Genomic DNA, 25,413 nt, shown 5'->3' on the forward strand with positions numbered 1-25,413 from the left:
AGCCCCATGCGTCGCAGCGTGCGAGAGGCCATCGTTGGATTTTCGCTGCTTGCTGCCGTGGTGGGGGGAGCCGGTTTCTGGATCTGGCTGCGGGGAATCTCCCTCAGCCAGAACAACTGGACCCTGAAGGTGAGCTTCGCCGATGCCGCTGGTCTGGCCGACCGATCCGCGGTGATCTTCCGCGGCGTGCAGGTGGGCAGCGTGCGCAGGATCAAGACCACCTCCTCGGCGGTGCTGGCCGAGCTGGAGATCAGCGATCCCACCCTGCAGCTGTCACGCCCCACCACGGCCCAGGTGCAGACCGGGTCCCTGCTGGGCGGCGACGCCCAGGTGGCCCTGATCAGCACCGGCAACCCCCTGCCGGAGGACGCCCCCATGCCCCGGGCCAAGGACTGCGACAACACGGTGATGGTCTGCGCCGGCAGTGAGCTCAAGGGTGTCACCGCGGCCAGCCTCAACAGCGTGACCGAGCTGATGCAGCGCCTGCTGGCCCAGGTGGATGAGGAGCAGATCGTGGCGGAGATGGCCCGCACCACCCGCAGCTTCGATGCCACCTCCAAGGAGGCCACCCTGTTCCTCAAGCGGGCTCAGGTTCTGGTGGCTGAGCTGAAGCGCTCGGTGGGCAAGGCCGATCCGATCCTGGCCAACCTCAACACGGCCACGGCCGAGGCGGTGGCGGCGAGCCGCCACGTGCGCAACGTCACCGCCTCGCTCGACAACCCCAAGACCCTGGCCCAGCTCAAGACCACCGTGGGTAATGCGGAGCGGCTCACCGCCCGCATCGATGCCGTGGGCGGTGATGTGAACAAGCTCACCGCCGACGCGGAGTTCATGGACGGCGTGCGCAGTGTGGCGATCGGCCTGGGCCAGCTCTTTGATGAGCTCTACCCCGCCCAGACCGGGCTGGCCAGGGAGAAGGCCGAGAAGGAGGCCCAGAAGAAGGAGAGCCAGAAGAAGGAGAGTCAGACGAAGGCGGTGCCCAAGCCCCAGACGATCAAGGGCCTCTAAGCCCCATTGAGGGCGTCGAGGGCGATGGCGGCGATGGCCTGATCGCTGGCCTTGGGCAGCTGCACGTACTTGCCACCGGCCGCCTGGGCCAGGTCCTTGCCCATGCCGCTGCCGATGAATTTGCGCTCGGTGTCGATCACCAGCAGTTTGATGCCCAGGGCCTGGTAGCGGCCGGCCACCTGTTTCACCTCCTCCTTGAGGTCGACGGGCTCCTCGCCCTCGAGCTCCGGCTGGCCGAGGGAGCGGGAGAGGGGCACGTTGCCGCGGCCATCGGTGATCGCCACCACCACCACCTGGCCGAGATCACCGGTGGCCAGGGCGTTGGCTGCCACCCGGGCCGCCTGGGTCAGGCCATGGGCCAGGGGTGAGCCACCGCCGCAGGGCATCTGCTCGAGCCGGCGGCGCGCGGCGGTGATCGAGCGGGTGGGAGGCAGCAGCACCTCGGCCTGCTCGCCGCGGAAGGGGATCAGAGCGACTTCGTCGCGGTTCTCGTAGGCCTCGGTGAGCAGGCGGATCACGGCCCCCTTGGCGCTCTGCATGCGGTTGAGGGCCATCGAGCCGCTGGCATCCACCAGGAAGATCACCAGGGAGCCGGCCTTGCGCTGCAGCTGCTTGGCGCGCAGGTCCCCCTCCTCCACGATCACGGCGCGGTGCGGTTCGCGGGCGCGGCGGGCCTTCTGATAGGGAGCGGCGGCCCGCAGGGTGGCATCCACGGCGATGCGGCGCACGGGTCCGCGGGGCAGCATCGGCTTGACGTAGCGGCCGCGGGAGTCGGAGAGCACCACCGAGCGCTTGCCGCTGCCGCCGCTGCGGGATTTTGCGGCGGCGAAGAGCAGCAGATCGGGATCGATGGCGATCGCCTCGGGGTCGAGCAGAAACTCCTCGGGCACCTGGGGCGGCGCCTGGTCCTCGGGGCTGTCGTCCTCGCGATCGTCGTCGGCCTCCTCCTGCTCGGGCGGGTCCTGCTCCGGGGGCTCCTGCTCGTCAGGGGTGTCGGGCTCGGGCGGCTGCTCCCCCTGGGGAGGGGGCGGCGGCGGCGGCTCCATGGGCTGCTCCGGATCGGGCGGGGGCAGCTGCAGGGCCCTCGGCGCGATCACCAGCCGCACCGCCACCTGCAGGTCGTCGGCGTCGACGCTGTCACGGCCGCTCAGGGCCGCATGGGCCCGCGCCACCCGCACGGCGTAGAGCTCGGAGCGGTGGCCTTCCACCCCGCCCCGCAGGGCCTCGTTGACCAGGTAGGTGATCTGCTCACGGGTGATCGTGACATCGGGCAGCCACTGACGGGCCAGCAGCAGCTGGGTGGCCAGGGCGTCGCTCTCCTCCTGCCAGCGGGCGCGGAAGGATGCGCTGGAGGCGCCGTGGTCGAGGGCGGAGCTGGTGATGGCCACCCGCTGCTCCACCCCCAGCACCTGGTTGGCCGAGAGCGCGATGGCGAAGCGATCCAGCAGGTGGTCGCGTATCGCGCCCTCCTCCGGGTTGTAGGTGGCGATCAGCAGGCAGCGGCAGGGGTGGGAGAGGCTGAGCCCCTCGCGCTCGATCCGGTTTTCGCCGCTCCCCACCGCCGCCAGCAGCAGGTTGGTGATGCCGTCATCGAGCAGGTTGAGCTCATCGACATAGAGCACGCCCCGGTGGGCTTCGGCCAGCAGACCGGGCTGGAAGACGGGTGCCCCGGCGGCCAGGGAGGCGGCCACATCCACCGAACCCACCAGGCGGTCTTCGGTGACACCGAGGGGCACCTGGATGAAGGGGGCGGGGATCACCGCGGTGGGCAGCAGCGCCGTGGGGTCGGATCCGGTGGGATCACCGCCCAGCTGGGTGATGCGGCTGTGAATGGTGGCGTCCCAGTCGTCCGGCCGCTGGGGATCGACGTTGAGGCGGCGGCAGGCGTCACCGAGGGCGAGCACGTCGATCGGCGGCAGCAAGGCATGCAGACCCCGGGCCAGCACTGATTTGCCTGTGCCGCGCCCGCCGGCGATCACCACACCGCCGAGGCCCGGATCCACCGCCGCCAGCAGCAGGGCCAGCTTGAGGGTGCCGTGGCCGGTGATGGCCGCCAGGGGGAAGGAGCTGGAGCCCGCAACGCTGGCGGCCGCTGGGGAGGCTGCAGACCCGCTGACGACCATGGGGGGCGGAGGCCTCGAAAGGATTGCTCAGTCTGGCCGATGGAGCGCCAGGGCTAGAACCGCGACATCGCCTTGATCTTGGCCAGCTTGTCGCCGTCGAGGCCGTTGAGTTCGTCGAGCCGGAGCAGATCCTCCTTGACCAGGCTGGCGAACACGAACAGGATGCCGTCGAGGCGGAAATCGAAGCGTCCTTCCATCATATGGCGCTGGGTGCTGAGATAATCGTGCAGTTGCCAGAGAGCCTGCGCTGATGTGATCGAATCGGCCTCGCGGCGCACGGTGCTGATCACCGACTGAACGGCACGGCCATAGGCACAACTGAACGCCTGTTCAGCGATGGCCTGCTCTTCGTCCGTCCAGGTGATCAGTGCCGGTTCAGCCATGATGTAGTCTTTGATACAGGAGTTTATCGCGGCAGGGCTTCGTGCGCGAGCCGCAGGGATTGCCGCCGGGCCGAGAAGCGAAGGCGCCGCATGCCGGGCAACTGAAACCAGGCCTTGGTGGGGAACTCGTGGTGTTCCCAGTGATAGCCGAAGTGAAAACAAGCCAACAGGGAAAGCCATACAGGCAGCTCAAGGCTGCGGGCCTGGTGGCTGTTGCTCTCGCCGGGACGTTCCCGGTGGGGCAGATAGGTGCCGAAGACGAACAGCTGCAGGGAGCTGATCAACAGCGGAAGGGTGCAGAACAGCAGCACGTTCTCCAGTGCCCCGTGACTGAACTGTGCCGTGATCAGAGCCAGTAGAGCCCACCCTGTCAGCAGCAGGAGCATCTGGGCGACCCCCAGATAGCCGGCCATGAAGTGAACGTACCAACGCAGAATCCCAGGACCATGCTGGGGATGGTGGTCGGGGTCACTCGCACTGCCCGGGGCATGGTGGTGGCGCAGATGGTTGGCGCGGCACGCCCGGTAGGGAAGACCGGCGTAAAGCCCAAGCGCCAGCTGCCCCAGGCCGTGGTTGGCCTGGGGCCGGCCCGGCAGGAGCAGGCCGTGCATGGCGTCGTGCCCGACGATGAACAGCCCGGTGTGCAGCACTGAGCGGAGAAGAACCGCGAGCAGCAGCAGGGGCAGGGGCAGATGGCCTGAATCACCTGGCAGCAACACCGCCAGACTCACGATCCAGGCCAGCAGGATCAGTGCCGCCAGCGCAAGGCCCTTGCCGGAGGAGGCAGGGGCCGTGGCTGTAGCGAGGGTCAAGGGGCGAACTTGAGAAGCTCGGCGGGGGAGGCCAGCAGGTCGATGGCCACGAAGTAGATCTTTCCTTCGGGATTGAGCAGGAAGCGCCAGGCCACGTTCATGCCCACGCCGGCTCCGAACCAGGGTGTCTGCACCTTGCCGGTGACCTTGATCTGGGTGAATTCGCCGTCGGCGGGTTCGGCAACACCGGATTCGGGAAGAAGTTTGAGGTTCTGGCAGTCTTCGCGGAAGAAGCGCAGGATGGCCTCCTTGCCCACGATCGGCTTCTGGAAGGGAGGCTGCAGGGCCCCATCCGGCAGGAACAGCTCGATCAGGTTGTCGAAATCGTTGGCGTTGAGCTGATCCATGTAGGCGCTCACCGTGGCGTTGTCGATACCGGCGATCGACACCTTCTGACGCTGGGACTCAGGGGTGGGAGCGACCACGGGCTCCATGACGCGCTGGGCCTCGCCCTTGGCGGGGTCGTACCCCATGTCGACGACGAAGTTGCGCAGCAATGTGATCTGCTGGCCCTGCTCGACGCTCTTGAGGGAGCTGAGCACGGAGGCGGCGTTGGCGGAGAGCTGGTAGCCCTCGGGAATGGGGGCGACGATGCCGGCGGCCATCCATTCGCCGAGCTGATACCAGAAGCCGAGCTTGATGTTCACCGACCATCCGGAGTAGGTGCGGCCGATGGCTGTGTCGGTGCTGTTGGCCAGATCGCACATCACCTGGCTCTGCTGGGCAAAACTCATGCCTTTGATCTGGCTGAGCACCCCCTCGGCGAACTGCATGCGGGCGGCGCCGGGGGCGGCGATCGTGATGGTCTTGCCCATCTCGAGGTAGGCGTACCAGATCAGCGCCAGCTGGTCTTCGGCGCTGAGCAGCTTGTAGCGGGCCGTGATCGCGGGGACCACGTCCGCCGAGAGCGTGTCGGGGAAGATCTGGGTGGCCTTCTCGAGCGTGTACATCTGGGTTTGCTGCTTTTTGTTAAGGAGATTTACAGACTCTAGCCGATGGCCCCTGAGGCTGGTACTAAACTGCCCCGCTTTTGCTGTGGTTCTGGTGAGGCTGAACCGAGCTGGCAGGGCTGACTGGCCAGAGACGTGCCTGCCAATTTTCGGATCTACGCCAAGCTGGAGGGATGCTCCGCTTCGTTCTTAACGTCCTCTGGTTCGTGCTCGGGGGCTTCGTGATGGGCCTGGGCTGGTGGCTGGCCGGCCTGGTGGCCGCGATCACGATCGTGGGCCTCCCCTGGGCGCGGGCCTGCTTCGTGATCGGCAACTTCTCCTTCTGGCCGTTCGGCCAGGAGGCGATCAGCCGCCGCGAGCTCACCGGCCGCAACGATTTCGGCACCGGCCCCCTGGGCCTGGTGGGCAACGTGATCTGGTTCCTGCTGGCGGGCTGGTGGCTGGCGATCGGCCACCTCAGCTCCGCCCTGGCCTGCTTCGTGACGATCATCGGCATCCCCTTCGGGATCCAGCACGTCAAGCTGGCACTCATTGCCCTGGCGCCGATCGGTCTGCAGGTGGTGCCCACGGGAACCCGGCCCCGGCTTCCGGAGTGAAGCGGCAACGCAGCAGCGCCAGGGCCTCATCGGGCAATCCCAGGAACCGATCCAGCCAGGCCTCGCCAGAGGGCTGGATTGTGGCCACCCCCACCAGCAGGGCCATGCCATCGGCGCTCAGCCGCTGGCCGCAGCGCTGGTGCCGCCGGCTGCTGACCTCTCCGGTGACCAGCTGGGTGGCCACGAGCAGGGCCGGTGCGCGGTAGAGAGACCCCACGCGGAAGAGGAAGCGTGCCCTGAAATTCAGGGCCAGGGTGCCGCTGGCGGGATCGATGATCCCCTCCAGTTCCTCCGGCTCGATGGCGATGCTCAGCCCCGGCGGCAGGGGCAGCCCCAGGACACGGGTGCTGCGCCAGTTGAGCGGGGGAATGCGCAGCCCTGCCGCAGGGAAGCTCAGCGGCCGGAGCCCGTCGCTGCGTGGCGGCCCAAGCTGAGCGTTGCCGCCACCCCCCCGGGCGTCGTAGCGGAAGCGGGGGTAGCCGGCGATGGTCAGGCCACAGTCAGCCAGGGTGCTGAGCTGCAGTGCGGCGGCCGGCGGCACGCTCATCCCTGGCGCAGGGCTTCCAGCTCACCCCGGCCGTGGCGCTGGGCCAGCTCGTCGTAGCCGCCGATCAGCTGCCCATCGAGGAAGACCTGGGGCACGGAGCCATCGGCGCTGGGCTCGATCAGCCGGTAGGGAATGCCGAGGGTTCGCAGCATGCGCAGGGCCCGCCGCGAGAAGGGGCAACCGGAGCGCACGGCGATCGCCACCCGCGGCTCCGGCGCGGCCGTGGTGCGAGCCGGGGCCTGCGCTGCCGTGTCGAGCAGGCCCACCAGCAGGTCGGCGCCCTTGAGCACCCGGGAGCCTGGTTCGAGGTGGCCGCCCCAGACCCGGCACTCCCCATCGGAGAGGCTCAGGTGCAGGTGCACCCCTTCGGGGGCGATGGTGCCCTGCAGGGTGATGATCTCGAGCTCGCCGCGCAGCACTGTGGGGATGCTCTTGCCGGGGCACTGGAAGGCGGCCTGGGCCAGGTTGCCCACCACGCTGAGCACGAAGCCGGAGGCGTTCTGCTCCACCGCCAGCTGCTCCAGCGCCTGACGCAGGTCGCTGCCGGGCTCGAGGTGGAGCGGCACGGAACGCATCGCTGGCGGGGCAGATGGGCGCGGCAAGATTAGGCCGCGAGGATCCGCAGGCGAGGGTGCTGCAGGCTCAGGCCCAGCTCCCGCAGGCGGCGGTTCGAGATTCGCCGTTCGGCGGCTGGGTTGGCCACGCGCTCGTTGTCGCCATCCCAGATCACCGGCTCGAGGCCGGCGGCGTGGCAGCTGCGGTCGATCAGCTCGCGCACGCTGATCGGTTCGTCGTCCACCAGGTTGATCAGTCCATCGAAGCCCTGCTCCACCGCCCAGTCCAGGGTCGCCACCACATCGTCGCGGTGGATCCAGCTGATCAAGGACGACCCATCCCCCTTGCGGCGGCTGCCTGCCAGGGAGCGGAAGCGGGGCTCCAGCTCGCGCCCGGGGCCATAGATCGCCCCCAGCCGCGCGATCGCGACGCGGCGGTGGGGGCTGCGGCAGGCGAGCAGCAGATCTTCGGCGTCGCGCAGGATCTGAGCGTGGGGCTCCCGGGGCTTGGGGTGTGTGTCTTCCTCCACCAGGCCGGTGGCCTCGCCGTAGACCGAGCAGCTGCTGGTGTACACGAGCTGCTGGAGCTCGGGGAGCTGGGGCACCACGGCCGCCACGGCCTCCATGGTGCGCAGGTAGGTGGCCTCATAGCCGTCGGCATCCACCTGGCGGCTGCCGCCGGGTGCCAGGCAGAACACCGCCGCCTCGGTGGTCTCGAGGGCCTGGCGCAGCTGATCGGGGTCGGCGGCATCCAGCCGCTGCACCGCATCGGCCAGGGGGGCCAGCTCCCGCAGGCGCTCCTCGCGGGTGGTGGTGACCCGCAGCCAGTGCCTGGCCTGCTGATGCCAGTGGCTCGCCAGGGCGGAGCCCACATAGCCGCAGCCAACGATCGTGATCCGCATCAAGGCTGAGCTGGCTGGCGAAAAGCTAGGGCGCCGCCACCACACTGACGCCAGCACCACCGCTCCAGTCGCCATGACCGGCCACGACCGCCAGTGGGAGCTCAACAGGCTCAACTTCGAGGGCCGCTGGTGTGGCACGAGCCGCTGGTATGAGCGCAGCTCCACCGGTGTGCTGGACCTCACCTGCCCCAGCGCGGAGATCGAGGGCACCTGCTACGCCATCAGCTTTTCCGACCCCGACACGGGTCTGTGGGATGGCAGCGGTCTGCGCTTCGCTCCGGACGGCCGCCGTCAGTTGCCCCTCTCGCGCTCCACTTACAACGGCGGCGGACAGTGCTGGCAGTTCCGCGGCGCTGCCGGCCAGTCGAGCCTGGCGGTGGACGGCCAGCAGCCGCGATTCGGCCACGAAGTGAACCTGTTCCGGGGCCGCTCCCGCTCGATGCTGGTGCTGCTCTACGCGCCTCTGGCAGCAGCCCCGGGCGATCCCCCCGGCTGGCGTCTGCAGAGCCTGGGGGTGGTTCCCTTCCGCTGCGGCCTGGCCCCTGAGCCCGACCCACCCCGCCCTGCGGCCAGCGACTGGCGGGCCCTGCTGGCGGAGCAGGAGGGCTGGCCCGGCGAGCTGGAGCGCCTGGAGCCCCACCGCTGGCCCGCCGCGGATGGGGAGCCGCAGCCGTGCGAGCCCTTCCGCGGCAGCCAGTTCAGCAGCAACGACCTCACCGCCGGCTTCGCTGATGGCCTGCTCTGTTCCCTGCCGGAGCAGCTGCCGGAGGGGGCCTTTGCCCTGCAGGTGGGCTGCCGCCTCGATGCCGACCACTTCCGGCAGGTGAGCCTGACGTACGACACCAAGCAGCGGCTCACGGCCTGGGAGCTGCGACGGTTCCGCAGGCCCTGAGGGATCGCTCAATCCCGCTGCCAGCTGGCGCGCATGGGTGAGCCGGCGTCAGCAAAGGGCGCTTCCAGCGTTCCTCCGAAGGCATGCACCAGGGCCTCACCCAGGCCATGGGTGGCGTGGATGCCGGTGAAGCGCAGCAGCACCTCCCCGCTGGAGGGATCGCCGCTGCTGTCGATCAGGCGCTCGAGCGCATGCTCCTGCCGGATGTGGTCCTCGGTGTTGCTCACCAGCTGCATCACCTCCTCGGCGTGTTCGGTCAGGAAACGGCCCGAGAGGCGCAGCTCGCCTGCGGGAACCCCATCCCGGATCCGTTCACAGGCCGGGCAGCGGTGGCTGGCGGCGCCTGTCTCCGGGGCTTCCCAGGTCCAGCGCCCCTGGTGAAAGGTGGCCTGGCAATCCGGACAGGTGCTGGGCTGGGACGGTTTGTGGCGCTGTTGATAGGGATCGCTGTGATGCCCGCTCTCCATCCCGTCATGGCGGGGTTGGTGGCTGGCAGGCGCATTGGTGGTGTTGGCAGGCATGGGGTGGACTCTTCTGTTCCTGCTGTAGCCACGCGCACGGAACCTGTCAGGGGTTCGGCCCGGAGGACATCCAGGCCGAGGGGAATCAGGACGAGCCGTCAGAATGGCTGTTGCGATGCCCACCGGATCCTGTTCATGGCGCCCAGCACCGACACCCCGCCTGCCGGCAACCTCGACCTGCTGCGCATCCTCTGCTGTGTGGCCTGGTCGGATGGAGAGTTCTCGGAGGAGGAGAGGGAGCTGCTGGCCCGTCTGGTGGAGCGCTACATCGTGGCCGATGGGGGTGCACCGCTGCCCGCCGAGGCGGCGGAGGTGCTGGCTGATCGCACCCTGCAACCCGAGGCGCTCGATGTCCTGATCCCCCGACTGCGCTCAGAGGAAGACCGGCAGCTGGCCCTGAAGCTGGCCTACATGATGATCCGCGTCGGCCGGCGGCCCGGCGACACATCGAGCATCAACCCCCTGGAGAAGGTGGCCTACCGGCGCCTGGTGGAGGGTCTGGGCCTGGGTGAGGCCGACATCACCGAGGCGGAATGGTCCGCTGAACTCGACCTCCAGGCCCAGAGCGGCCTGCGCGGCTTCCTGGCGCAGCACTTCGGCTTCCTGGCCGCCTGATCGACGAAGCTTGCCAAGCGATTTCCGCACGATCGCGTGCAGTCCGATGGCGGCTTCAGGCCAGCCGGCGGTTGAGCAGGCCCGCCAGCAGCAGGGCGAGCGCGGTGGTGATCAGCACGGTGAGGATCCCGGATGGCTGCAGCGGGGCGAGGCTGAGCAGCTGCTGCAACCCGGGAATGGCCAGCAGCAGCAGCCAGAGCCCAAGGCCGATGCCGGCACCGGCGGCGGTGATGCGGCTGCGGGGATCCCCGTTCAGCCACACCAGCCCCCCGCCGGCGAGCAGCAGCAGTGAGAACACCAGGCTGCGGTGGGTGGCGGCGTCGGTTTCGGGCCAGAAGACCAGCACCAGGGCGGCCACCATCACCACGGCGCCCTGGCTGAGCGAATGGCGCCAGGTGTCGGACCCGAACAGGGGCGCCTCCGGCGGGCGGGGTGGCTGCCGCATCAGGCCCGGTGTAGCGGGAAGCGCCTCGAACACCACCGTGCAGGCGGGATCGATCACCAGGTGCAGCAGAGCGATGTGCACCGGCAGCAGGATCAGTGCCTGGCCGCTCAGCAGCAGCGGCACCAGCCCGAGCGCCGCGATCGGCAGGTGGATCGCCAGGGTGTAGCCCAGCGCCCGGTGCAGGTTGGCGTCGACTCGTCGGCCCAGTTCCAGGGCCGCCACCAGATCGCTGAAGGTGTCGTCGAGCAGCACCAGATCGGCGGATTCACGGGCCACGGCGGTGCCCCGTTGGCCCATCGCCACGCCGATGTCGGCGGCCTTGAGGGCCGGGGCGTCATTGACGCCATCGCCGGTCATCGCCACCACCTCACCGGCGGCCTGCAGCGCACGCACCAGCTGCAGCTTCTGCTGGGGCATCACCCGGGCAAAGACCCCCACCTCGCGGATCGTGACAGCCAGTTCCTGCGCAGAGAGGGTGCCCAGCTCGGGGCCGGAGAGCACCGGACCGGGCGGCAGGCCCGCCTGATCGGCGATCGAGCGGGCCGTCACCGGGCTGTCACCGGTGATCATCACCACGCGAACGCCCGCACCCCGCGCCGTGGCGATCGCCGCCGGCACATCCGGGCGCAGCGGATCCGCCAGGGCCAGGAACCCCACCGGTTCAAACAGGTAGCCGTGCACGTGATCCGGCAGAGCGCCGCCGCCTGCGGACGGCTGACCCTCGTGCACCGGCACGCCATCGAGTCCGCGGGCCACCGCCAGCACCCGCAGCCCCCTGGCGGCGAGCCCATCGGCGGCGGCCAGCAGGGCGGTGGTCTGCCCGGCATTGAGGTGACACAGATCGGCGATCGCCTCGGGCGCCCCCTTGGCGGCCAGCTGCAAGCCCCCGTCGTCGTCGTGCCAGAGGCGGGAGAACACCAGCAGATCGCTCTGCAGGGGGTATTCGCGCTCCAGGGGCCAGTCGGGATGCAGGTGTTCGGTGCCGTCGAGGTGGTCGGCGGCCAGGCGCTGGATCGCCCGTTCCATGGCATCCACCGGATCGCCGCGGCTGGCCAGCACCGCCATTTCCACCACACCGTGAAAGGGTTCCGCCAGAGGCTCCCCCGCCTGCCAGCCCTCCAGCTGCGGCCAGGTGAGCAGCCGCTGCACCCCCATGCGGTTCTCGGTGAGCGTGCCGGTCTTGTCGACGGCGAGCACCGTGGCGCTGCCGAGGCTCTCCACCGCGGCGGGCCAGCGGGCCAGCACCCCGATCCGGGCCAGGCGCAGGGCGCCGAGGGCCAGGAACAGGGCCAGCACCACGGGGATCTCGTTGGGCAACACCGCCAGGGCCAGGGCCAGGGCGGCGAGCAGGGCCTGGGGCCAGTCGCCGCTGATCGCTCCCTGGATCACCGCCAGGGCCGCGCAGAGCCCCAGGGCCAGCACGGTGAGGCGCCCGGTGAGGCGGCGGGTCTGGCGCTGCAGCCGGGTGGCCGGTGGCTGCACCGTGGCCAGGCTGCTGCCGAGCCGGCCCAGTTCGGTGGCATCGGCCACGGCCACCACCTCGGCCCAGCCGCGGCCACCGGCCACCAGCGAACCCGCCAGGATCCGCTCCCCGGGCGTGGAGCGGGCGACCGGCAGCGATTCACCGGTGAGCAGGGACTCATCCAGCCACAGCCCCACCCCTTCGCTGAGGGCGGCATCAGCCGCCACCCGATCGCCTTCCTCCAGCCGGAGCCGATCGCCCACACGCACCTGCTCGGCGGGCAGGTCCAGCTCCTGGCCGTCGCGGCGCACGTGGGCGCGGGGCGCCGAAAGACGGGCCAGCTCGGCCAGGGCACGGTTGCTGCGCTGCTGCTGGATGGCATCGAGCAGGCTGATGCCCACCACGAACACCAGCAGGATGCCGCCATCGACCCATTCCCCGATCAGGCCGTAGATCAGGGCGCAGGCGAGCAGCAGCAGATTGGTGGGCTCCAGCCAGCTCATGGAGGCTCTGCTCGTGCCTTCGCCTTAGCGGGATCTGACTGCCATGGGGAGCAATCCCAGCAGTTTCTGTCGATTCCCCCCCCCGAAGCGTGCCAACACATCACCATCGGCATGATGCCGCCATGAAGCACCCCACCCTGATCGCCGTCTCCGCTGTGAGCGCTGCGCTGAGCCTGGCCGGACGGAAACGGTGACACATCAACGCCCACAGAGTCCCGCGCTCAGCCATCTCGCCGTGAGCGGCTACCGCTCCCTGCAGAACGTGGTGCTCCCCCTCAAGCGGCTGACGCTGGTGACGGGTGCCAACGGCAGCGGCAAGTCGAATCTTTACCGGGCCCTGAGCCTGATCGTGGCCGCTGCCCGCGGCGAGATGGTGGGGGCCCTGGCCAGGGAGGGGGGCCTGCCGGCGGTGATGTGGGCCGGCCCGGAACGGCTGAGCCGGGACATGCTGAAGGGGGAGCAGCCGGTGCAGGGCGGCCCGCGTCAGCGACCGGTGCGCCTGCGCCTGGGCTTCGCGGCCGATCCCTTCTCCTATGCGATCGAGCTGGGCTACCCCCAGGAGCGGCAGACGGCCTTCGCGCTCGATCCGGCCCTGAAGGGCGAATGGATCTGGGCCGGTGGCAGCTTTCATCCCCGCGCCGTGCTCAGCAGCAGGGGGGGGCAGGCCCATCCCGACCGGAGTCTGTTCCAGAGCGGCGCCGACCCGCAGGAGCAGCCCGAGGTGCATGTGCTGCGCGAGCAGATCCTCAGCTGGCGCTTCTACGACAGCTTCCGCACCGATGCCGGCGCGCCGGCGCGGCAACCGCGGGTGGGCACGCGCTGCTTCGCCCTGGCGGGTGACGGCGGCGACCTGCCGGCTGCGGTGCAGACGATCCTGGAGAGCGGAGACGGCAACGGGTTGCAGCAGGCGATCGAGGATGCCTTCCCCGGCTGTCATCTGAGCGTGAGCACGGAGGCGGGGCTGTTCCGGCTGCGCTTCCACCAGCCGGGTCTGCTGCGGCCGCTGGAAGCCTCGGAACTGTCGGACGGCACGCTGCGCTACATGCTGCTGACGGTGGCGCTGTTCAGCCCGCGCCTGCCGCCTCTGCTGGTGCTCAACGAACCGGAGAGCAGCCTCCACCCCGATCTGCTGGCGCCGCTGGCGCGGCTGATCCATTCAGCGGCTCAGCGCACTCAGGTGTGGGTGATTGCCCATGCCCCAGAGCTGATCGGCGCGCTGGCCGCTCAGGAGCACTGCAGCCACGTGCAGCTGCAGCGGGAGGTCGGGGCGACGGTGGTGCAGGGTCAGACCACCCTGGAGCGGGGCGCCTGGCGCTGGCCGGGGTGATGGGCCCGGCGGCTTGCCGAGGCTGCCTGGCCGCCGTTCACTGTTGCTTGACGAAGCTGTCGATTGTTCCGCCTGTGCTGATCCGCCTGTCCCGCCTGCTCCCGCTTGCCCTGGCTCTCAGCTCCGCTGGATCGGTGGCACCGGCGTTGGCGAACAGCAGCGAAATCCCCTGCAACCTCAGCCGCCATGACCACACGATCCCGCTGGAGAAGGGGCCGGGCACCCCGCAGGTGCCCTGGCCTTCCGCCCAGGCGGCGATCCCCAAGCCAAAGGGCTGGGCCAATGACAACTTCTTTCTGGGCCGCTGGCAGGGGCAGAGCACGGCCGGCCGGGCGGTGATCGATGTGCTCACAGTGGAGCCGAACCGGATCCGTTGGGGCAACAAGGCCAACGGCATCTGCGACAGCGACTACAGCGTGGAGAACCTCCCCTGGGGCCGCAACGGCCGCTATCCCGATCAGTTGGTGCCGCCCAGCCAGCCGACGGATCTGGTGTTCGGAGTGGCCCGGCTCACGCTCAGGTTCGGACCCTGCAGCACGGGGGATGCGGTGATCCAGCTGGCGATGCCGCTGGATGGCTCCAGCGCCCTGGAGGTGGTGACCTACGACGCCAAGGGACAGGTGATCGGCAAGTTCGGCGCCTTCGAGCGGCTTCCCGCAGCTGGGCGGTGACGATCCAGATCTCACCGCTCAACCGCCAACCCCGCGATCATGCCAACCCCATCACGAGCGAATTGTGTGGCTGGGTGCGTCATCGCGCGGAAAGCAGAACGCCGTCGCTCCAGCAGATCGTATACACTCCTCTGTACACACGTCGGAGCTGGTCCTGTGGAAGCGCTGCCAAGCCGCGTGTTCATGAACGGCAACAGCCAGGCCGTGCGCATTCCCGCTGAGTTCCGGCTCAGCACCGATCGGGTACAGGTGAGCCGCACTGTGGAGGGAGATCTGCTCATCCACCCCTGCCCCAGTCAGCGAGGCCAGGCCCTGCTTCAGGCACTCAGCGGCTTTGATGCCGAGTTCGTGGAGGCTCTGGAGCAGCAGCAGGCCGAAAAGCTGCCAGTGCAGGAGCGCGAGGCGTTGTGATCTACCTCCTCGACACCAACATCCTCATCTACCTGAGCAAGAATCGCCCGCCCCAGGTTGCCGAGCACATCGACGCCCTCAGTGAGAACGACACGCTGGCCATGTCGTTCATCACCTGGGCTGAACTGTTGCGCGGAGCGGAAGGCAGCCTGCGCCGGAACGTCACCCTGCAGCTCCTGCAGACCCTGGCCCGGCAGGTGCCGGTTCTCTATCCCCAGGGTTCAGGCATTTGCGAGCACTACGCCATTCAGGCCACGGCCCTGAAACGGCGGGCCACGCCCATCGGCGCCAATGATCTCTGGATTGCCTGCCACGCCCTGGCCATCGAAGCCACCCTGGTGAGCCACAACGTCCGAGAATTCAGTCGTGTGGAGGGGCTGCAGCTGGCGGACTGGGCTGCCTGAGACCGATGTCCATGGCTGAGCTTTGATCAGCCCAGAACCCCGCTGCCAGGCCAAGCCACAGCCCGGCATCCAGGCCGCCGGATTCTCCCGCCCGGCGCCGGCAGAGTTCAAGCTCGAACCCCTCCTCAACCGCTGTTCCACCGATGGCGGCAGGCTCGCCAGGATGAGGACCTCAACGCCATGGCCATGCCCAGGCCGCGCCACACCCGAGAGACCCGTGCCGACAACAGTTTCGTCAACCGTGCCGTCTTCAGTGCCGACCTCAACTCCGATCACAACGCCAACAACCACGTTCGCAGAGTTTGCCCAACGGGCTGATTATTCGCTGATGGATTCCCTGCAGGCGGATCCTCAGGCCACCGGCGATGGCCACGATCACCGGCCCCGCCAGGTGTTCTCCGGTCATTACGTGCCGGTGACGCCAACCCCGCTTCCAGCGCCGGAATACGTGGCGCACAGCAGAGCCCTCTTCAACGAACTGGGCCTGAGCGATCAGCTGGCCCACGACGAGCACTTCCGCCGTCTGTTTTCCGGTGACATCACCGTGGCGACCGAGCCGATGCGACCGGTTGGCTGGGCGACCGGTTACGCCCTCTCGATCTACGGCACCGAATACATCCAGCAGTGCCCGTTCGGCACCGGCAACGGCTACGGCGATGGCCGGGCCATTTCCGTGTTCGAAGGCGTGTTCAACGGCCGGCGCTGGGAGATGCAACTGAAAGGTGGTGGCCCCACGCCCTACTGCCGCGGCGCCGATGGCCGCGCCGTGCTCCGCTCCAGCGTGCGCGAGTTTCTGGCCCAGGAGTTCATGCACGCCCTGGGGGTTCCCACCTCACGCTCGCTGACGCTTTATGGGTCCCGATCCGAAACCGTGCGCAGGCCCTGGTACTCCCCGAACTCCAGGTCGTTTGATCCCGACATCCTGGTGGACAACCCTGCGGCGATCACCACCCGTGTTGCCCCATCCTTTCTGCGCGTGGGCCAGCTGGAGCTGTTCGCCCGCCGCGTCCGCAGCGGTGCCCATCCGGAGGCCCTGAACGAACTGCGGATGATCGTGGCGCACCTGATCGAGCGCAACTACCGGCCGGAGATTGATCCGGGTCTGGCGTTCAGCGAGCAGGTGCTGGAGCTGGCCCGGTTGTTCCGCGGAAGGCTCATCTCCCTGGTGGCGAACTGGATGCGGGTGGGCTACTGCCAGGGCAATTTCAACAGCGACAACTGCGCCGCTGGTGGCTACACCCTCGACTACGGCCCCTTCGGATTCTGCGAACTGTTCGATCCCCTCTTTCAGCCCTGGACCGGCGGCGGCCAGCATTTCTCCTTCTTCAACCAACCGGTGGCGGCCGAAGCCAACTACCAGATGTTCTGGGCCGCCATCCGGCCGCTGCTCGCAGAGAACACGCAGGCCCTGGCGCGGCTGGATCAGATCCGGGAGGGCTTCGCCGAGGCGATGCAGCAGGAGCTTGAGGCCATGTGGGCCAGGAAGCTCGGCCTGATCACCTACGACGCCGCGCTGGTGAACGAGCTGCTGGAGCTGATGGTGCGCTCGAAGGTTGACTACACGATCTTCTTCCGCAGGCTGTCGGCCATCCCCGAGCAACTCTCAGCTCTGAAGGAGAGCTTCTACCTGCCGAGTTCCGAAGAACTCGATGCGCAATGGACCCGCTGGCTGAAGCGCTGGCGTGATCAGATCACAGCCAACGGCGACCTCGGCGAGACCTCCGCGGCAATGAACCGCGTGAACCCGGCTATCAACTGGCGCGAGTGGCTGGTCGCTCCGGCCTATGAACAGGCGGCGCAAGGTGACACCACCCTGATCCAGGAGCTGCAGGCGGTGTTCAGCCATCCCTACGAGGAGCCATCGGCGGAGCTGGAGGCCAGATACGACCGTCTGAAGCCCAGGGAATTCTTCAACGCCGGCGGGGTGTCCCACTACAGCTGTTCGTCGTGAGCCGATGCCGCTCGTTCTGAGCTGTCTCAGGCCTTGATCAACCACAGGGCCTCGCGGCCGCCGGCGACCCCCTCGCAGCTGAGGCGGCGATCGAAGCTCACCAGCCGGCCGCCGCGGTGCGCCGCCAGCGCCAGCAGATAGGTGTCGGTGAGCTGGCTGGCCTCCAGCAGCCTTGAAGGATCCACACGACTCTGGTCCAGGAGGCTGAGCGAGTCTGGCCAGAACTGATGGTGCGGATGGCGGATCAGCTCCGCCACCAGTGGCGCCACCACCGCCGGTGGCCCCGGGCTGTTGGGATAACGCGGCTGGCCGAGGACCCGCAGCACGCCGTTCTGTGTGAGCGGGCAGGTGGCCCAGCCCTTCGCCTGAGCTGCGGCAAACCAGCCATGGGCGGGTTCGTGGTGCACGTGGCGCCGATCCAGCAAGGCGATCAGCACGTTCACATCCAGCAGAGCCACACTCACGCCAGCTCGTCGCGCAGGTTGTTCACGAGCTCCAGATCCACCGGTGCTCCCTTCTCCTTCCAGGGCAGCAGGGGCAGGCCGTTGCGATGGTCGGACTGCTGCTGTTCGGAGCCGGAGCCTGGCGCTGGCGCCACCAGGGCCTGGCGCGCCAGCTCGCTGATCACGGCACCCAGGCTGGTTCGCCGTTGCCGGGCCAGCACCCGCGCCGCCGCCAGCACGTCGTCGTCGAGCTGCAGGGTGGTGCGCATCTGATGTTCACGCATCAAGCATCGATCGTAGGGGTGCCCGTCCCGTCTGCGGCGCTTGCGTGCTTGCTGCCTGCTTCCGGCACGCTGGCCTGGTGCCGGAGCACGCCTTCGCGGTGGATCCAGGGGGCGTCGGCGGTTTTCCAGTCAGTTCAGAGAAGGTCCAGGAACTCGCGCACATCAACTTGGGCCTGCCTCAGCTGCCGCTCCGCATCACCAAAGGTGCGGGAGCTTAGGCATACGCAGGAACGCTGAATATGGTCACAAGGGGATGGCCCTTGACGACAGCTGGAAACTCCTCGAGATAGAGCTTGTTGGCTTCGCGCAGGTTGGCGAGGGCCTCTTCGATGGATTCCCCCTCCGTGCTGGTGCCTGTTTCAGGATTGAAGGCTACGTATCCGCCTTCCTCAGCAGGGGTGAGAACAGCGGTGAGTTCCATGACCCTGAAGTCAGTGATCTCAGTCTGACGGGGGTTGGCCATGGATGCTGCTCCCCTCTAACCGCCAACGCCATCACCGGCAGCTATGCCGCCGGTATCGCCCTGTGCAGCCGCCAGCGAATCGTCGCTCTGCGACCAACACGATCGGCTCGTCTTCGTGGCTTTCGTAGGTGGCTCCGCCACGCTGGCGCTGCTCCTGCATGTAGCCGAAGGCTTCCGCGCAGCGGTACAGCAGCAACCGCGAGCCGCGTGTGGCAGGTAGCGCAGGGGATTCAGCGTGGTGAGCGAATTTCGACCCAGGGTTCCCCGTCACGGAGACTGGTGATGGCCTGATCCCTGAGGCCGAGCTCTTTGACTGGCACCGCCTGGATCGGAACGAATTGTGCTGTGATCCAACTCGCGAGGGCTGGTGACAACCGGCCATCAAGCCAGAGAATCACGCCACCAGAACAGGGTGGTTCAACTCGCGGGCGGCGTAGCTGAGGGCTGCCTGGAGATCTTCCGGCTCAAGATCAGGAAGCTCGGAGAGGATCTGATCGGGGGAGAGCCCAGCGGCATAAAGATCGAGCACATCGCTCACGCGGATCCGCATGCCTCTGATGCAGGGCTTGCCGCCGCACTGGGCTGGGCTGGTGAGCGAGCACGCCTTCGCGGTGGCTGGCGGCCTCAGTCTTGATTGAGGATTGCGTCGATCTGGCGACGGATCTCCGCAAAGCGCTGATAGGCCATCCAGACCTCTTCAAGATCCACCTGGTCGTAGGCGTGAATCAGGACATCTCGCATCCCTGCCATGGCCCGCCAGGGCAGATCGGGGTGAAGACGACGGAATTCAGGGCTGAGACGCTTGGTGGCCTCGCCAAGGATCTCAAGACAACGGATCACGGCATCCTGGAGGTAATCCTTGGCGAGGAAGGCCTCAACATCACAGGGTGATGGCTTCAGCTTCCACCGTGGCTTTGAGTTCGGGCTTGAGGTTGCGGCGTCGGATCAGATCCACCCGAGTGAGCAGCAGATCCTCAAGGGCCGTTTTCAGCTCGACACGGTCAAACAGGCTGGCGCCGGCCGGAAGGTCCACGAGCAGATCAACATCGCTGCCGGGCGTGGCCTGATCCCGCGCCACAGAGCCGAACACCGCCGGATTGCTGGCGCCATGGCGGGCGAGCAACTCATGGAGCTGGGGGGCCAGTCGTTGCAGCTCGGCGAGACGCATGGGCTCTCCAGGCCTGTCGTGCGCTTAGGGACTTCAGCAGACGCTAAACCGCCTATGCCATCACCGGCAGCCAAGCTGCCGGGATCTCCCACTCCAGCCTCCAGCGGATCGCCCTCGTGGCTCTCGTACCGTGCACGCCCAGCTCCTCTCGCCCGTTCTACGGGATCGGAAGCGCCGCGGGCCCGGCTGAGTCGCTCCTCTTCGACCATCAGAGCAGCTGGCGGAACTGCTCCGGCGTGAGCCCTGCATCCCGGGCGATGGCGCCCATGGTGATGGCGTTGGTCGGGTCGTGGCGCGGAATCACGAGACGCGTGGTGCCATTGCTCATGATCAGGTGGCCTGATTCCCGCACGACGCGATAGCCGAGCTTCTGGAACACCCGCACGGCCTGCTTCTGGCTGATCCCCGGCAGCCGGGGCATTACAGCGCCAGTTCGAGCGTTTCCACGCTCTTCACGCCGGCCTCCTCGGCTTCGACCTCAAGCCAAAGGGTGATGGCCTCGCGGATGTTGCTGAGAGCTTCCTCGCGTGTGTTGCCCTGGGAGTGACAGCCAGGCAGGTCGAGGCAGCTCACAGCCCAGCCTTCTTCGGTTTCGAGCAGGCGGATGCGGTAGGTCATGGGGCCACCCCCTTGGTGTGAGCAGTCTGGCCGCCCTCACACCGCCACTGCCAGCTCCGGATAGAACGCCGCCGGGATCGCCCGCTGCAGCCGCCAGCGAATCGCCATCGGTCGCTCGCCTTCGTGGCTGACGTAATCGGCAAAGCCGAGGCAGTGAAACGGCAGGGTGACACCGCCCCGCTTGTTCTCCTCCCGCACGAACAGCAGCACCCGGCTGCCGCGCTCGCGGTGGTGGATGTAGCGCTGGCCGGTGGCGGAAGCTTCCCGGGTGTTGCTCTGGCTCTCCCAGTGGAACTCCCGCGGGGAGATGGCGTAGTCGTTGTAGCGGGTGGTGGGGGAGAACAGGCGCTCGGATTTCTTGAGGGTGATGAAGAAGACTTCGCAACGGGTGGCTTCATCAAAGAACACCCCTTCCTGGCCGGGGAAGGTGCGGGCGTCGTTCAGCAAGCCGAAGGCGGCGAACACCTCGGCGCGGGAGTAGCGGCCGTGCAGGCCAAGGGGCACCGGGGGCGCTGGTTCGCCAGCGGCCAGGAACGGCCAGGTGAGGGGTGCCACCAGATGGTCGGTGCGCTCCAGCAGCAGCTCGAACAGCTCCACCAGCTCGGCGCGGAGGTCGGCGGCGGCCCAGAGCTGGGCCATCAGAATGTGCCAGAGGCGTTCGCTGCCTGGATCGAAGCCGGGGGCATCGAGGTGGAGCAGGCCGTCATCGACGAGCTGGAGAGGATGCTGGACGTGCTGGCCTCGGTGAAGGCACGCCACAATGAAGTCATGGCTATCGCACTCACCCCACAGCAACGCCAGGCAATCACCAAAGCCTGCCGCCGCCATCGTGTGGCGCGCCTGCATGCTTTCGGTTCTGTCGTGGGCTCCGACTACCAACCTGGCGTGAGCGATATCGACCTGCTGGTGGAATTCGAGCCCTGCGATGCAGGGGCTCTCTACAAGGCGTACTTCAGCCTGCTCAATGAGCTTCGCCTGCAACTCCCAGCCCAGGTTGACCTGGTGATGGCAGACGCGGTTCGCAATCCCTATATCAAGGCTTCGATCGAGGCTGACAAGCAGATGCTCTATGCAGCGTGATCCATCTGCCTATCTCAATGACATCATTGAGGCAGCCGCCGCTATCGAGGAAGCCACCGTCGTCCTCAATAGCGAGACCTATGGTCAAAGCCGCCTGATTCGCTCCGCAGTGGAGCGGGAATTCATCATCATTGGAGAAGCGCTCAAAGTGATCTCCCGGAGGTCGCCAGCCCTGTTCGCTTCCATTCCGGAGGGCAGGCAGATCATCGACTTTCGCAATCTTCTCACGCATGAATATCTGAATGTGAGTGATCGCCTTGTCTGGGGTGCCATTCAGGTCGATCTGCCCAGCCTCAAGGACCATTGCCGTGCCTTGCTGCAGGAGCTCAACCCGAGCTGACGATGGAGACCCTCAAACCGCCACCGCCAGCTCCGGATAGAGGGCGCCCGGAATCGGCCGCTGCAGCCGCCAGCGGATCGCCATCGGCCGTTCCCCTTCGTGGCTCACATACTCGGCAAAGCCCAGGCACAGGAACGGCAGCGTCACACCACCCTGTTTGTTCTCCTCCCGCACGAACAGCAGCACCCGGCTGCCGCGCTCGCGGTGGTGGATGTAGCGCTGCCCGGTGGCGGAAGCTTCCCGTGTGTTGCTCTGGCTCTCCCAGTGGAACTCCCACGGGGAGATGGCGTAGTCGTTGTAGCGGGTGGTGGCGGAGAACAGGCGCTCACTCTTTTTGAGGGTGATGAAGAAGACGTCGCATTGGGTGGCCCGATCGAACAACACCCTCGACTGGCCGGTGGTTTGCTGCGTATCGGTGATCAGCCCAAAGGCGGCATAGATCTCGGCGCGGCTGTAGCGGGCGTGGAGGGCCAGGGGCACGGGCTGATCCCACACCAGGGGAGGGGCGAGGTGGTCGGTGCGCTCCAACAGGAGGGTGCACAGGTCGCGCAGCTCATCGAGAAAGGCTGGACAGGCCCAGAGACGGTCCAGGGCGTCTTGCAGGGCAAGGCGGTCTGTTCCGCTCAGGCTCTGCACCACAGGCGGCTGTCCATGGGCGAGACCCTGCAGGAGGAAGGAGAGGCGGTCGGTGTCGTCCAGGTGGAGCAAACGCCCAACGCCACGCCCCAGCCGCTCCTCATCCACCGTGGGCCCACCCGAGGCCACCCCGGCTACCCAGCCCAGCTCCCGCTGCAGCAGCGCCCACGACCCCGCCACCCGGTAGAACTCCCCCAGCTCCATGCCCAGCCCGTCGAGCAGCGCCGCCAGGGAACAGCGGCCGAGGCGGCGGCATTCCGCCAGCAGCTGGGGCCGGCGGCTTGGCAACGACTCGCGCAGGTTCGCCAGCACCCGCTCGCTCGACACCCGATCGAGCTGGAGGCTGCAGCCGGCCGGCAGGAAGGGAAAGCCCTGCTCGATCTGCTGTTTGAGCTGGTCGCGGCTGCCGCCGAACAGGGCGCGGTAGCGAAGGTCGAAGCGGAAGCTCCGGTGGGCCTGGCCAACCCTGCTGCAGGAACACCAGGTGGCTCTCGGTGGGGCGCAGGAACAGCACCGTGTCGATCTCGGGGATGTCGAGGCCTTCGTTGAACAGTGCTTGGTCGCAGAAAACCGCGGCGAAGAGGATCTGCCGCTGACTGGATCGCAGGTGGCAGCCGCGTGCCATTCGCCTTTGATATTCCTGGCGTGGAGGTTCTGAGATACCTGAGGGAACCCTGGCTCTTGTCGCGGAAGGTTGTGGTACCGGAGACCCCTGTGAACAACCAAGGCAAAACTGCCCTACATCGGCAATCCTTGAGGCAGCCGCAGCCCATCGACTCCTAATGCCCCTGCGCTCCGCCACAGAATTCCCCATCACGCCAGATCCAGCGGCTTTGCCAACCACCTACCAGGACTGCCGAGCTGCCCTGGTCTCGGCCAACCGCTCCCGGGGCGTGCTCAAGGCCCAAAGCGACCGGCGGGGGGTGGTGATCACCGAGTTGCAGCGGGAGCTGGTGGAGCTGGAGGCGGATCTGGCCGATGAGGCGCGGGCCAAGGCTCGCCTTCATGCCCTCAACGCCAAGCTTGGCAGCGTGATCCGCGAGTTGGAGGAAACTGGCGATGCGATGGTTGGGCTGATCGACGAGAGCGAGCGGCAAAGCGGCTTCTGGCTTGTGGAGATGTTCCGCCGCTTGATCGAGCAGGCGACGCGCTGGCGCACGGTGAAAGCAAAGGCTGCTGCGTTGGCCGCCGAAGCGGTCGAGGAGACCAATTCCTCGAACCAGCTTGGTGGGCAGCCATGAGCGCGGTCCCGTGGATCGCCGATCTGCTGGAGCAGACCAACCGGGAACTCGCTGGCACCGATGCCCGGGTGTACCGCCGGATGGCAGAGCATCTGCAGCGCTCCAATTCTGCACTCCAGGACCTCCAGGATCCCCATCCAGAAGGAACAACTCAAGCCCCCATAGCCCTGCTGGGGAAGGGGAGCTTCCTGAAGCAATCTGTGGCCAGCCTCAAACGGCTGTGCAAGGAGCATGGGATCAAGGGCTACTCCAAGCTCCAGAAGGTTGCACTTGCCAAAGTCCTTGAACGCCATGGTGTGACCCCACCGCCGCCACCGTTGGAGAGTTTCACGAAAAAAGAGTTGATTGCTCTGGTGCGGCAGTTATTGGGGGAGCGCTGATAGATGGCCACGCAGCGCTACTCGGTGACCCCCCATCCGATCGACACCCTGCTGACGTGGGTGAAGAGCGGCGAGATCGCCATTCCTGAGATCCAGCGGCCTTTCGTGTGGGAGGCCACAAAGGTGCGGAATCTGCTGGATTCCCTCTACCAGGGGTTTCCGGTGGGCTACCTCATCGCCTGGCGAAACCCCACAGTGAAGCTCAAGGACGGCACTACATCTGCTGGCAAGCGCATCCTGATCGACGGACAGCAGAGGGTAACGGCCCTGATGGCGTCGCTCCTGGGAATGGAGGTTCTGACGAAGGACTACGCGAGTGTTCGCATCCGCATTGCCAATGAGTTTGTGACCGAAATTGGCATCAAAGCAGGGCGGTTGAGGATCTTTCCTGAAGGTACGCTTCTCGTTGCCATGTATGGCGAAGGTAAAACGAGAGGGCAAGTCAGCGAGCTTGGCATCGCAGCCACCATCAACCAAGCCTGCGCGGCTATTCACTCGCCAAAAGAGCTGCATCTGATGCCGTTTATTAAGATTGCATTGAAGGCAAACTATCTTGAGATGCGGCAGTTGGCCGAGGGAGGAAATCAGCCAAATCTTAATCTTTCAAAAATCAAGGACTTTCCAATCAGAGTTCCGCCCAAGGATGAGGTGTTTGAAATCTGTGATCAGGTGGAATCCCTATTCTCCCTCGCTGACCAACTCGAAGCCAAACTAACCGCCGCCCGCAAGTTCGTCGATCGTCTCACCCCAGCCCTGCTGGCCAAGGCCTTCCGCGGCGAACTGGTGCCCCAGGATCCCAACGACGAACCAGCAAGCATGCTGCTGGAGCGGATCCTGGCGGTCCGTCAGGCGGACAGTGCTCGGGGGAAAACCATCCGGTCCAGGCGAAGCGGTACGAAAGGATCACGAACGAAGACCGCATCAATCACGAACATGCTCAAACGCGATCAGATTGCCCAAAACCATCTCAGCTCCATCCTGATGGAGTGCGGACCTCTCTCGGCTGAGGCTCTTTTGAGTGCCTCTCAACTAGAGATTGATGATTTCTATGATCAACTGAGGGACGAGGAAGCAAATGGTTTCCTCCGCGAGAACCGAGGTGATTCTTCCAAGAGCCCGAGGGTGCTGGAGCACGTCGTATGAGGCTCGACCGCCTGACTATCCCAAGCTATCGAAACCTCCGGTCCTTTACGATCGGTTTTGATGAGACCCAGGCAACGACTGTTTTGCTTGGACGGAACGGATCAGGCAAGTCGAATGTTTTCGAAGCGATTGTTGAGATCTTCCGAGAGCTGGAGATTGGTGAAGCACCCCCATTCCCATACATTCTCGAGTATTCATGCCGTGATCACGCGATTAGAATTGATGCCGACCCTGAACGGACAAAAAAACAGCTCGTCATTTCTGTAGACGGGAAGTCGATGCCATATTCAGTATTCCTGAAGAAGGTAGCCGATTACCTGCCAAACTTCGTCTTCGCCTACTATTCAGGCTGGAGCAGCCGTCTCGAGTGCCACTTCGACCGCCCTACACGAAAGCATTACGTACCCATTCAGGGGGCGAGATGCTGAGTCACAGCATTGTGGCTGCCATGGTCATCAAGCGAGGCAGCAGATCTGCTCTGCTGATACCTCCGGTGCCGGGAGCGCTGCTCAGTCGCTGGGCAGCAGTGAGGGCATCTCA

The 25,413-nt window shown here is 66.7% G+C and carries 34 protein-coding genes; 15 read left to right on the forward strand and 19 right to left on the reverse strand.

What is annotated here, in order from left to right; all coding sequences use genetic code 11:
• Positions 1–6 precede the first annotated feature (6 nt).
• The gene (locus KQ297_RS01810; RefSeq protein WP_259737909.1) at positions 7–1,008 is read left to right on the forward strand and encodes an MlaD family protein; all 1,002 of its coding nucleotides are present in this window, start codon (positions 7–9) and stop codon (positions 1,006–1,008) included.
• Here the strand turns inward: KQ297_RS01810 and bchD are convergent.
• Genes bchD through KQ297_RS01830 form a run of 4 tightly spaced genes read right to left on the reverse strand, consistent with a single transcriptional unit; the run spans position 1,005 to position 5,276 of the window.
• Positions 1,005–3,131: a magnesium chelatase ATPase subunit D gene (gene bchD / locus KQ297_RS01815; RefSeq protein ID WP_259737910.1), complete on the reverse strand. Its 2,127-nt coding sequence runs from the start codon at positions 3,129–3,131 to the stop codon at positions 1,005–1,007. The genes KQ297_RS01810 and bchD overlap by 4 nt on opposite strands.
• 53 nt (positions 3,132–3,184) lie before the next feature.
• A complete protein-coding gene (locus KQ297_RS01820) occupies positions 3,185–3,514 on the reverse strand; it encodes a hypothetical protein (RefSeq protein WP_259737911.1) in 330 nt (109 codons plus the stop codon).
• A gap of 23 nt (positions 3,515–3,537) precedes the next feature.
• Complete coding sequence (locus KQ297_RS01825; RefSeq protein WP_259737912.1) at positions 3,538–4,326, reverse strand: fatty acid desaturase; 789 nt, start codon at positions 4,324–4,326, stop codon at positions 3,538–3,540.
• Positions 4,323–5,276 (reverse strand): orange carotenoid-binding protein, encoded by a 954-nt coding sequence (locus tag KQ297_RS01830; protein ID WP_259737913.1) that lies wholly within the window; start codon positions 5,274–5,276, stop codon positions 4,323–4,325. The genes KQ297_RS01825 and KQ297_RS01830 overlap by 4 nt, the downstream gene beginning before the upstream one ends.
• 173 nt (positions 5,277–5,449) lie before the next feature.
• Here KQ297_RS01830 and KQ297_RS01835 point away from each other — a divergent pair, with 173 nt between their 5' ends.
• Positions 5,450–5,872 carry a YccF domain-containing protein gene (locus tag KQ297_RS01835; protein ID WP_259737914.1) on the forward strand — a complete coding sequence of 141 codons (423 nt, stop codon included), beginning with the start codon at positions 5,450–5,452 and terminating at the stop codon, positions 5,870–5,872.
• Here the strand turns inward: KQ297_RS01835 and KQ297_RS01840 are convergent.
• Genes KQ297_RS01840 through KQ297_RS01850 form a run of 3 tightly spaced genes read right to left on the reverse strand, consistent with a single transcriptional unit; the run spans position 5,805 to position 7,875 of the window.
• The gene (locus tag KQ297_RS01840; protein ID WP_259737915.1) at positions 5,805–6,419 is read right to left on the reverse strand and encodes a hypothetical protein; all 615 of its coding nucleotides are present in this window, start codon (positions 6,417–6,419) and stop codon (positions 5,805–5,807) included. The genes KQ297_RS01835 and KQ297_RS01840 overlap by 68 nt on opposite strands.
• The gene (locus KQ297_RS01845; protein WP_259737916.1) at positions 6,416–6,994 is read right to left on the reverse strand and encodes a PCC domain-containing protein; all 579 of its coding nucleotides are present in this window, start codon (positions 6,992–6,994) and stop codon (positions 6,416–6,418) included. The genes KQ297_RS01840 and KQ297_RS01845 overlap by 4 nt, the downstream gene beginning before the upstream one ends.
• Before the next feature lie 29 nt (positions 6,995–7,023).
• Complete coding sequence (locus KQ297_RS01850) at positions 7,024–7,875, reverse strand: NAD-dependent epimerase/dehydratase family protein (RefSeq protein WP_259737917.1); 852 nt, start codon at positions 7,873–7,875, stop codon at positions 7,024–7,026.
• Positions 7,876–7,948: 73 nt separating this feature from the next.
• On the opposite strand from KQ297_RS01850, the gene KQ297_RS01855 reads away from it, so the two are divergent.
• A complete protein-coding gene (locus tag KQ297_RS01855) occupies positions 7,949–8,767 on the forward strand; it encodes a hypothetical protein (protein ID WP_259737918.1) in 819 nt (272 codons plus the stop codon).
• A gap of 8 nt (positions 8,768–8,775) precedes the next feature.
• Here the strand turns inward: KQ297_RS01855 and KQ297_RS01860 are convergent, their stop codons facing one another.
• The gene (locus KQ297_RS01860) at positions 8,776–9,288 is read right to left on the reverse strand and encodes a BCAM0308 family protein (RefSeq protein ID WP_259737919.1); all 513 of its coding nucleotides are present in this window, start codon (positions 9,286–9,288) and stop codon (positions 8,776–8,778) included.
• A 135-nt stretch (positions 9,289–9,423) separates the two neighbouring features.
• Between KQ297_RS01860 and KQ297_RS01865 the strand changes: the two genes are divergently transcribed.
• Positions 9,424–9,903 (forward strand): TerB family tellurite resistance protein, encoded by a 480-nt coding sequence (locus KQ297_RS01865; RefSeq protein WP_259737920.1) that lies wholly within the window; start codon positions 9,424–9,426, stop codon positions 9,901–9,903.
• Between the two features lie 55 nt (positions 9,904–9,958).
• On the opposite strand, the gene KQ297_RS01870 is transcribed toward KQ297_RS01865, so the two are convergent.
• Positions 9,959–12,313: an HAD-IC family P-type ATPase gene (locus tag KQ297_RS01870; protein WP_259737921.1), complete on the reverse strand. Its 2,355-nt coding sequence runs from the start codon at positions 12,311–12,313 to the stop codon at positions 9,959–9,961.
• 235 nt (positions 12,314–12,548) lie between these two features.
• Between KQ297_RS01870 and KQ297_RS01875 the strand changes: the two genes are divergently transcribed.
• The 5 genes from KQ297_RS01875 to KQ297_RS01895 all read left to right on the forward strand — a co-directional run bounded on the left by KQ297_RS01875 (position 12,549) and on the right by KQ297_RS01895 (position 17,077).
• A complete protein-coding gene (locus KQ297_RS01875) occupies positions 12,549–13,640 on the forward strand; it encodes an AAA family ATPase (RefSeq protein ID WP_259737922.1) in 1,092 nt (363 codons plus the stop codon).
• Between the two features lie 47 nt (positions 13,641–13,687).
• Positions 13,688–14,311, forward strand: coding sequence for a hypothetical protein (locus KQ297_RS01880; protein ID WP_259737923.1), 624 nt, complete (start codon positions 13,688–13,690; stop codon positions 14,309–14,311).
• 156 nt (positions 14,312–14,467) lie between these two features.
• Positions 14,468–14,722, forward strand: a complete 255-nt coding sequence (locus KQ297_RS01885) for an antitoxin (RefSeq protein ID WP_259737924.1) — start codon at positions 14,468–14,470, stop codon at positions 14,720–14,722.
• Positions 14,719–15,126, forward strand: coding sequence for a type II toxin-antitoxin system VapC family toxin (locus tag KQ297_RS01890; protein ID WP_259737925.1), 408 nt, complete (start codon positions 14,719–14,721; stop codon positions 15,124–15,126). Before KQ297_RS01885 ends, KQ297_RS01890 begins: the two co-directional genes overlap by 4 nt.
• A gap of 328 nt (positions 15,127–15,454) precedes the next feature.
• The gene (locus KQ297_RS01895; RefSeq protein WP_259737926.1) at positions 15,455–17,077 is read left to right on the forward strand and encodes a YdiU family protein; all 1,623 of its coding nucleotides are present in this window, start codon (positions 15,455–15,457) and stop codon (positions 17,075–17,077) included.
• 26 nt (positions 17,078–17,103) lie between these two features.
• Here the strand turns inward: KQ297_RS01895 and KQ297_RS01900 are convergent, their stop codons facing one another.
• The 9 genes from KQ297_RS01900 to KQ297_RS01940 form a co-directional block, all read right to left on the reverse strand.
• A complete protein-coding gene (locus KQ297_RS01900; RefSeq protein WP_259737927.1) occupies positions 17,104–17,541 on the reverse strand; it encodes a TA system VapC family ribonuclease toxin in 438 nt (145 codons plus the stop codon).
• Entirely contained in the window at positions 17,538–17,789 is a 252-nt protein-coding gene (locus KQ297_RS01905) for a CopG family transcriptional regulator (protein ID WP_259737928.1), read from the reverse strand. Before KQ297_RS01905 ends, KQ297_RS01900 begins: the two co-directional genes overlap by 4 nt.
• A 229-nt stretch (positions 17,790–18,018) precedes the next feature.
• Positions 18,019–18,267 carry a type II toxin-antitoxin system HicB family antitoxin gene (locus KQ297_RS01910; protein ID WP_259737929.1) on the reverse strand — a complete coding sequence of 83 codons (249 nt, stop codon included), beginning with the start codon at positions 18,265–18,267 and terminating at the stop codon, positions 18,019–18,021.
• A 394-nt stretch (positions 18,268–18,661) separates the two neighbouring features.
• Positions 18,662–18,817, reverse strand: coding sequence for a DUF433 domain-containing protein (locus KQ297_RS01915; RefSeq protein ID WP_311133969.1), 156 nt, complete (start codon positions 18,815–18,817; stop codon positions 18,662–18,664).
• Positions 18,818–18,891: 74 nt separating this feature from the next.
• The gene (locus KQ297_RS01920; RefSeq protein ID WP_259737948.1) at positions 18,892–19,167 is read right to left on the reverse strand and encodes a DUF86 domain-containing protein; all 276 of its coding nucleotides are present in this window, start codon (positions 19,165–19,167) and stop codon (positions 18,892–18,894) included.
• Positions 19,148–19,435, reverse strand: a complete 288-nt coding sequence (locus tag KQ297_RS01925; RefSeq protein ID WP_259737930.1) for a nucleotidyltransferase family protein — start codon at positions 19,433–19,435, stop codon at positions 19,148–19,150. The genes KQ297_RS01920 and KQ297_RS01925 overlap by 20 nt, the downstream gene beginning before the upstream one ends.
• A gap of 208 nt (positions 19,436–19,643) precedes the next feature.
• Positions 19,644–19,856 (reverse strand): type II toxin-antitoxin system HicA family toxin, encoded by a 213-nt coding sequence (locus tag KQ297_RS01930; RefSeq protein WP_259737931.1) that lies wholly within the window; start codon positions 19,854–19,856, stop codon positions 19,644–19,646.
• Entirely contained in the window at positions 19,856–20,053 is a 198-nt protein-coding gene (locus KQ297_RS01935) for a type II toxin-antitoxin system HicB family antitoxin (RefSeq protein WP_259737932.1), read from the reverse strand. The genes KQ297_RS01930 and KQ297_RS01935 overlap by 1 nt, the downstream gene beginning before the upstream one ends.
• Before the next feature lie 36 nt (positions 20,054–20,089).
• Positions 20,090–20,692 (reverse strand): DUF3427 domain-containing protein, encoded by a 603-nt coding sequence (locus KQ297_RS01940; protein WP_259737933.1) that lies wholly within the window; start codon positions 20,690–20,692, stop codon positions 20,090–20,092.
• Between the two features lie 6 nt (positions 20,693–20,698).
• On the opposite strand from KQ297_RS01940, the gene KQ297_RS01945 reads away from it, so the two are divergent.
• On the forward strand, positions 20,699–21,133 hold the full coding sequence (locus tag KQ297_RS01945) for a nucleotidyltransferase family protein (RefSeq protein ID WP_259737934.1): 435 nt from the start codon (positions 20,699–20,701) through the stop codon (positions 21,131–21,133).
• Positions 21,123–21,473: a DUF86 domain-containing protein gene (locus tag KQ297_RS01950; RefSeq protein WP_259737935.1), complete on the forward strand. Its 351-nt coding sequence runs from the start codon at positions 21,123–21,125 to the stop codon at positions 21,471–21,473. Before KQ297_RS01945 ends, KQ297_RS01950 begins: the two co-directional genes overlap by 11 nt.
• A 12-nt stretch (positions 21,474–21,485) precedes the next feature.
• Here KQ297_RS01950 and KQ297_RS01955 read toward each other — a convergent pair whose 3' ends face one another.
• A complete protein-coding gene (locus tag KQ297_RS01955; RefSeq protein ID WP_259737936.1) occupies positions 21,486–22,436 on the reverse strand; it encodes a DUF3427 domain-containing protein in 951 nt (316 codons plus the stop codon).
• A 506-nt stretch (positions 22,437–22,942) separates the two neighbouring features.
• Between KQ297_RS01955 and KQ297_RS01960 the strand changes: the two genes are divergently transcribed.
• Genes KQ297_RS01960 through KQ297_RS01975 form a run of 4 tightly spaced genes read left to right on the forward strand, consistent with a single transcriptional unit; the run spans position 22,943 to position 25,301 of the window.
• Complete coding sequence (locus KQ297_RS01960; protein ID WP_259737937.1) at positions 22,943–23,350, forward strand: hypothetical protein; 408 nt, start codon at positions 22,943–22,945, stop codon at positions 23,348–23,350.
• Positions 23,347–23,730: a hypothetical protein gene (locus tag KQ297_RS01965; RefSeq protein WP_259737938.1), complete on the forward strand. Its 384-nt coding sequence runs from the start codon at positions 23,347–23,349 to the stop codon at positions 23,728–23,730. The genes KQ297_RS01960 and KQ297_RS01965 overlap by 4 nt, the downstream gene beginning before the upstream one ends.
• 3 nt (positions 23,731–23,733) lie before the next feature.
• Positions 23,734–24,873: a DUF262 domain-containing protein gene (locus tag KQ297_RS01970; protein WP_259737939.1), complete on the forward strand. Its 1,140-nt coding sequence runs from the start codon at positions 23,734–23,736 to the stop codon at positions 24,871–24,873.
• Positions 24,870–25,301 (forward strand): AAA family ATPase, encoded by a 432-nt coding sequence (locus KQ297_RS01975; RefSeq protein WP_259737940.1) that lies wholly within the window; start codon positions 24,870–24,872, stop codon positions 25,299–25,301. The genes KQ297_RS01970 and KQ297_RS01975 overlap by 4 nt, the downstream gene beginning before the upstream one ends.
• Positions 25,302–25,413 lie beyond the last annotated feature (112 nt).

The organism is Synechococcus sp. CS-205, assembly GCF_025128255.1.
In the GTDB taxonomy this organism is placed as follows: Bacteria; Cyanobacteriota; Cyanobacteriia; order PCC-6307; family Cyanobiaceae; genus Regnicoccus_A.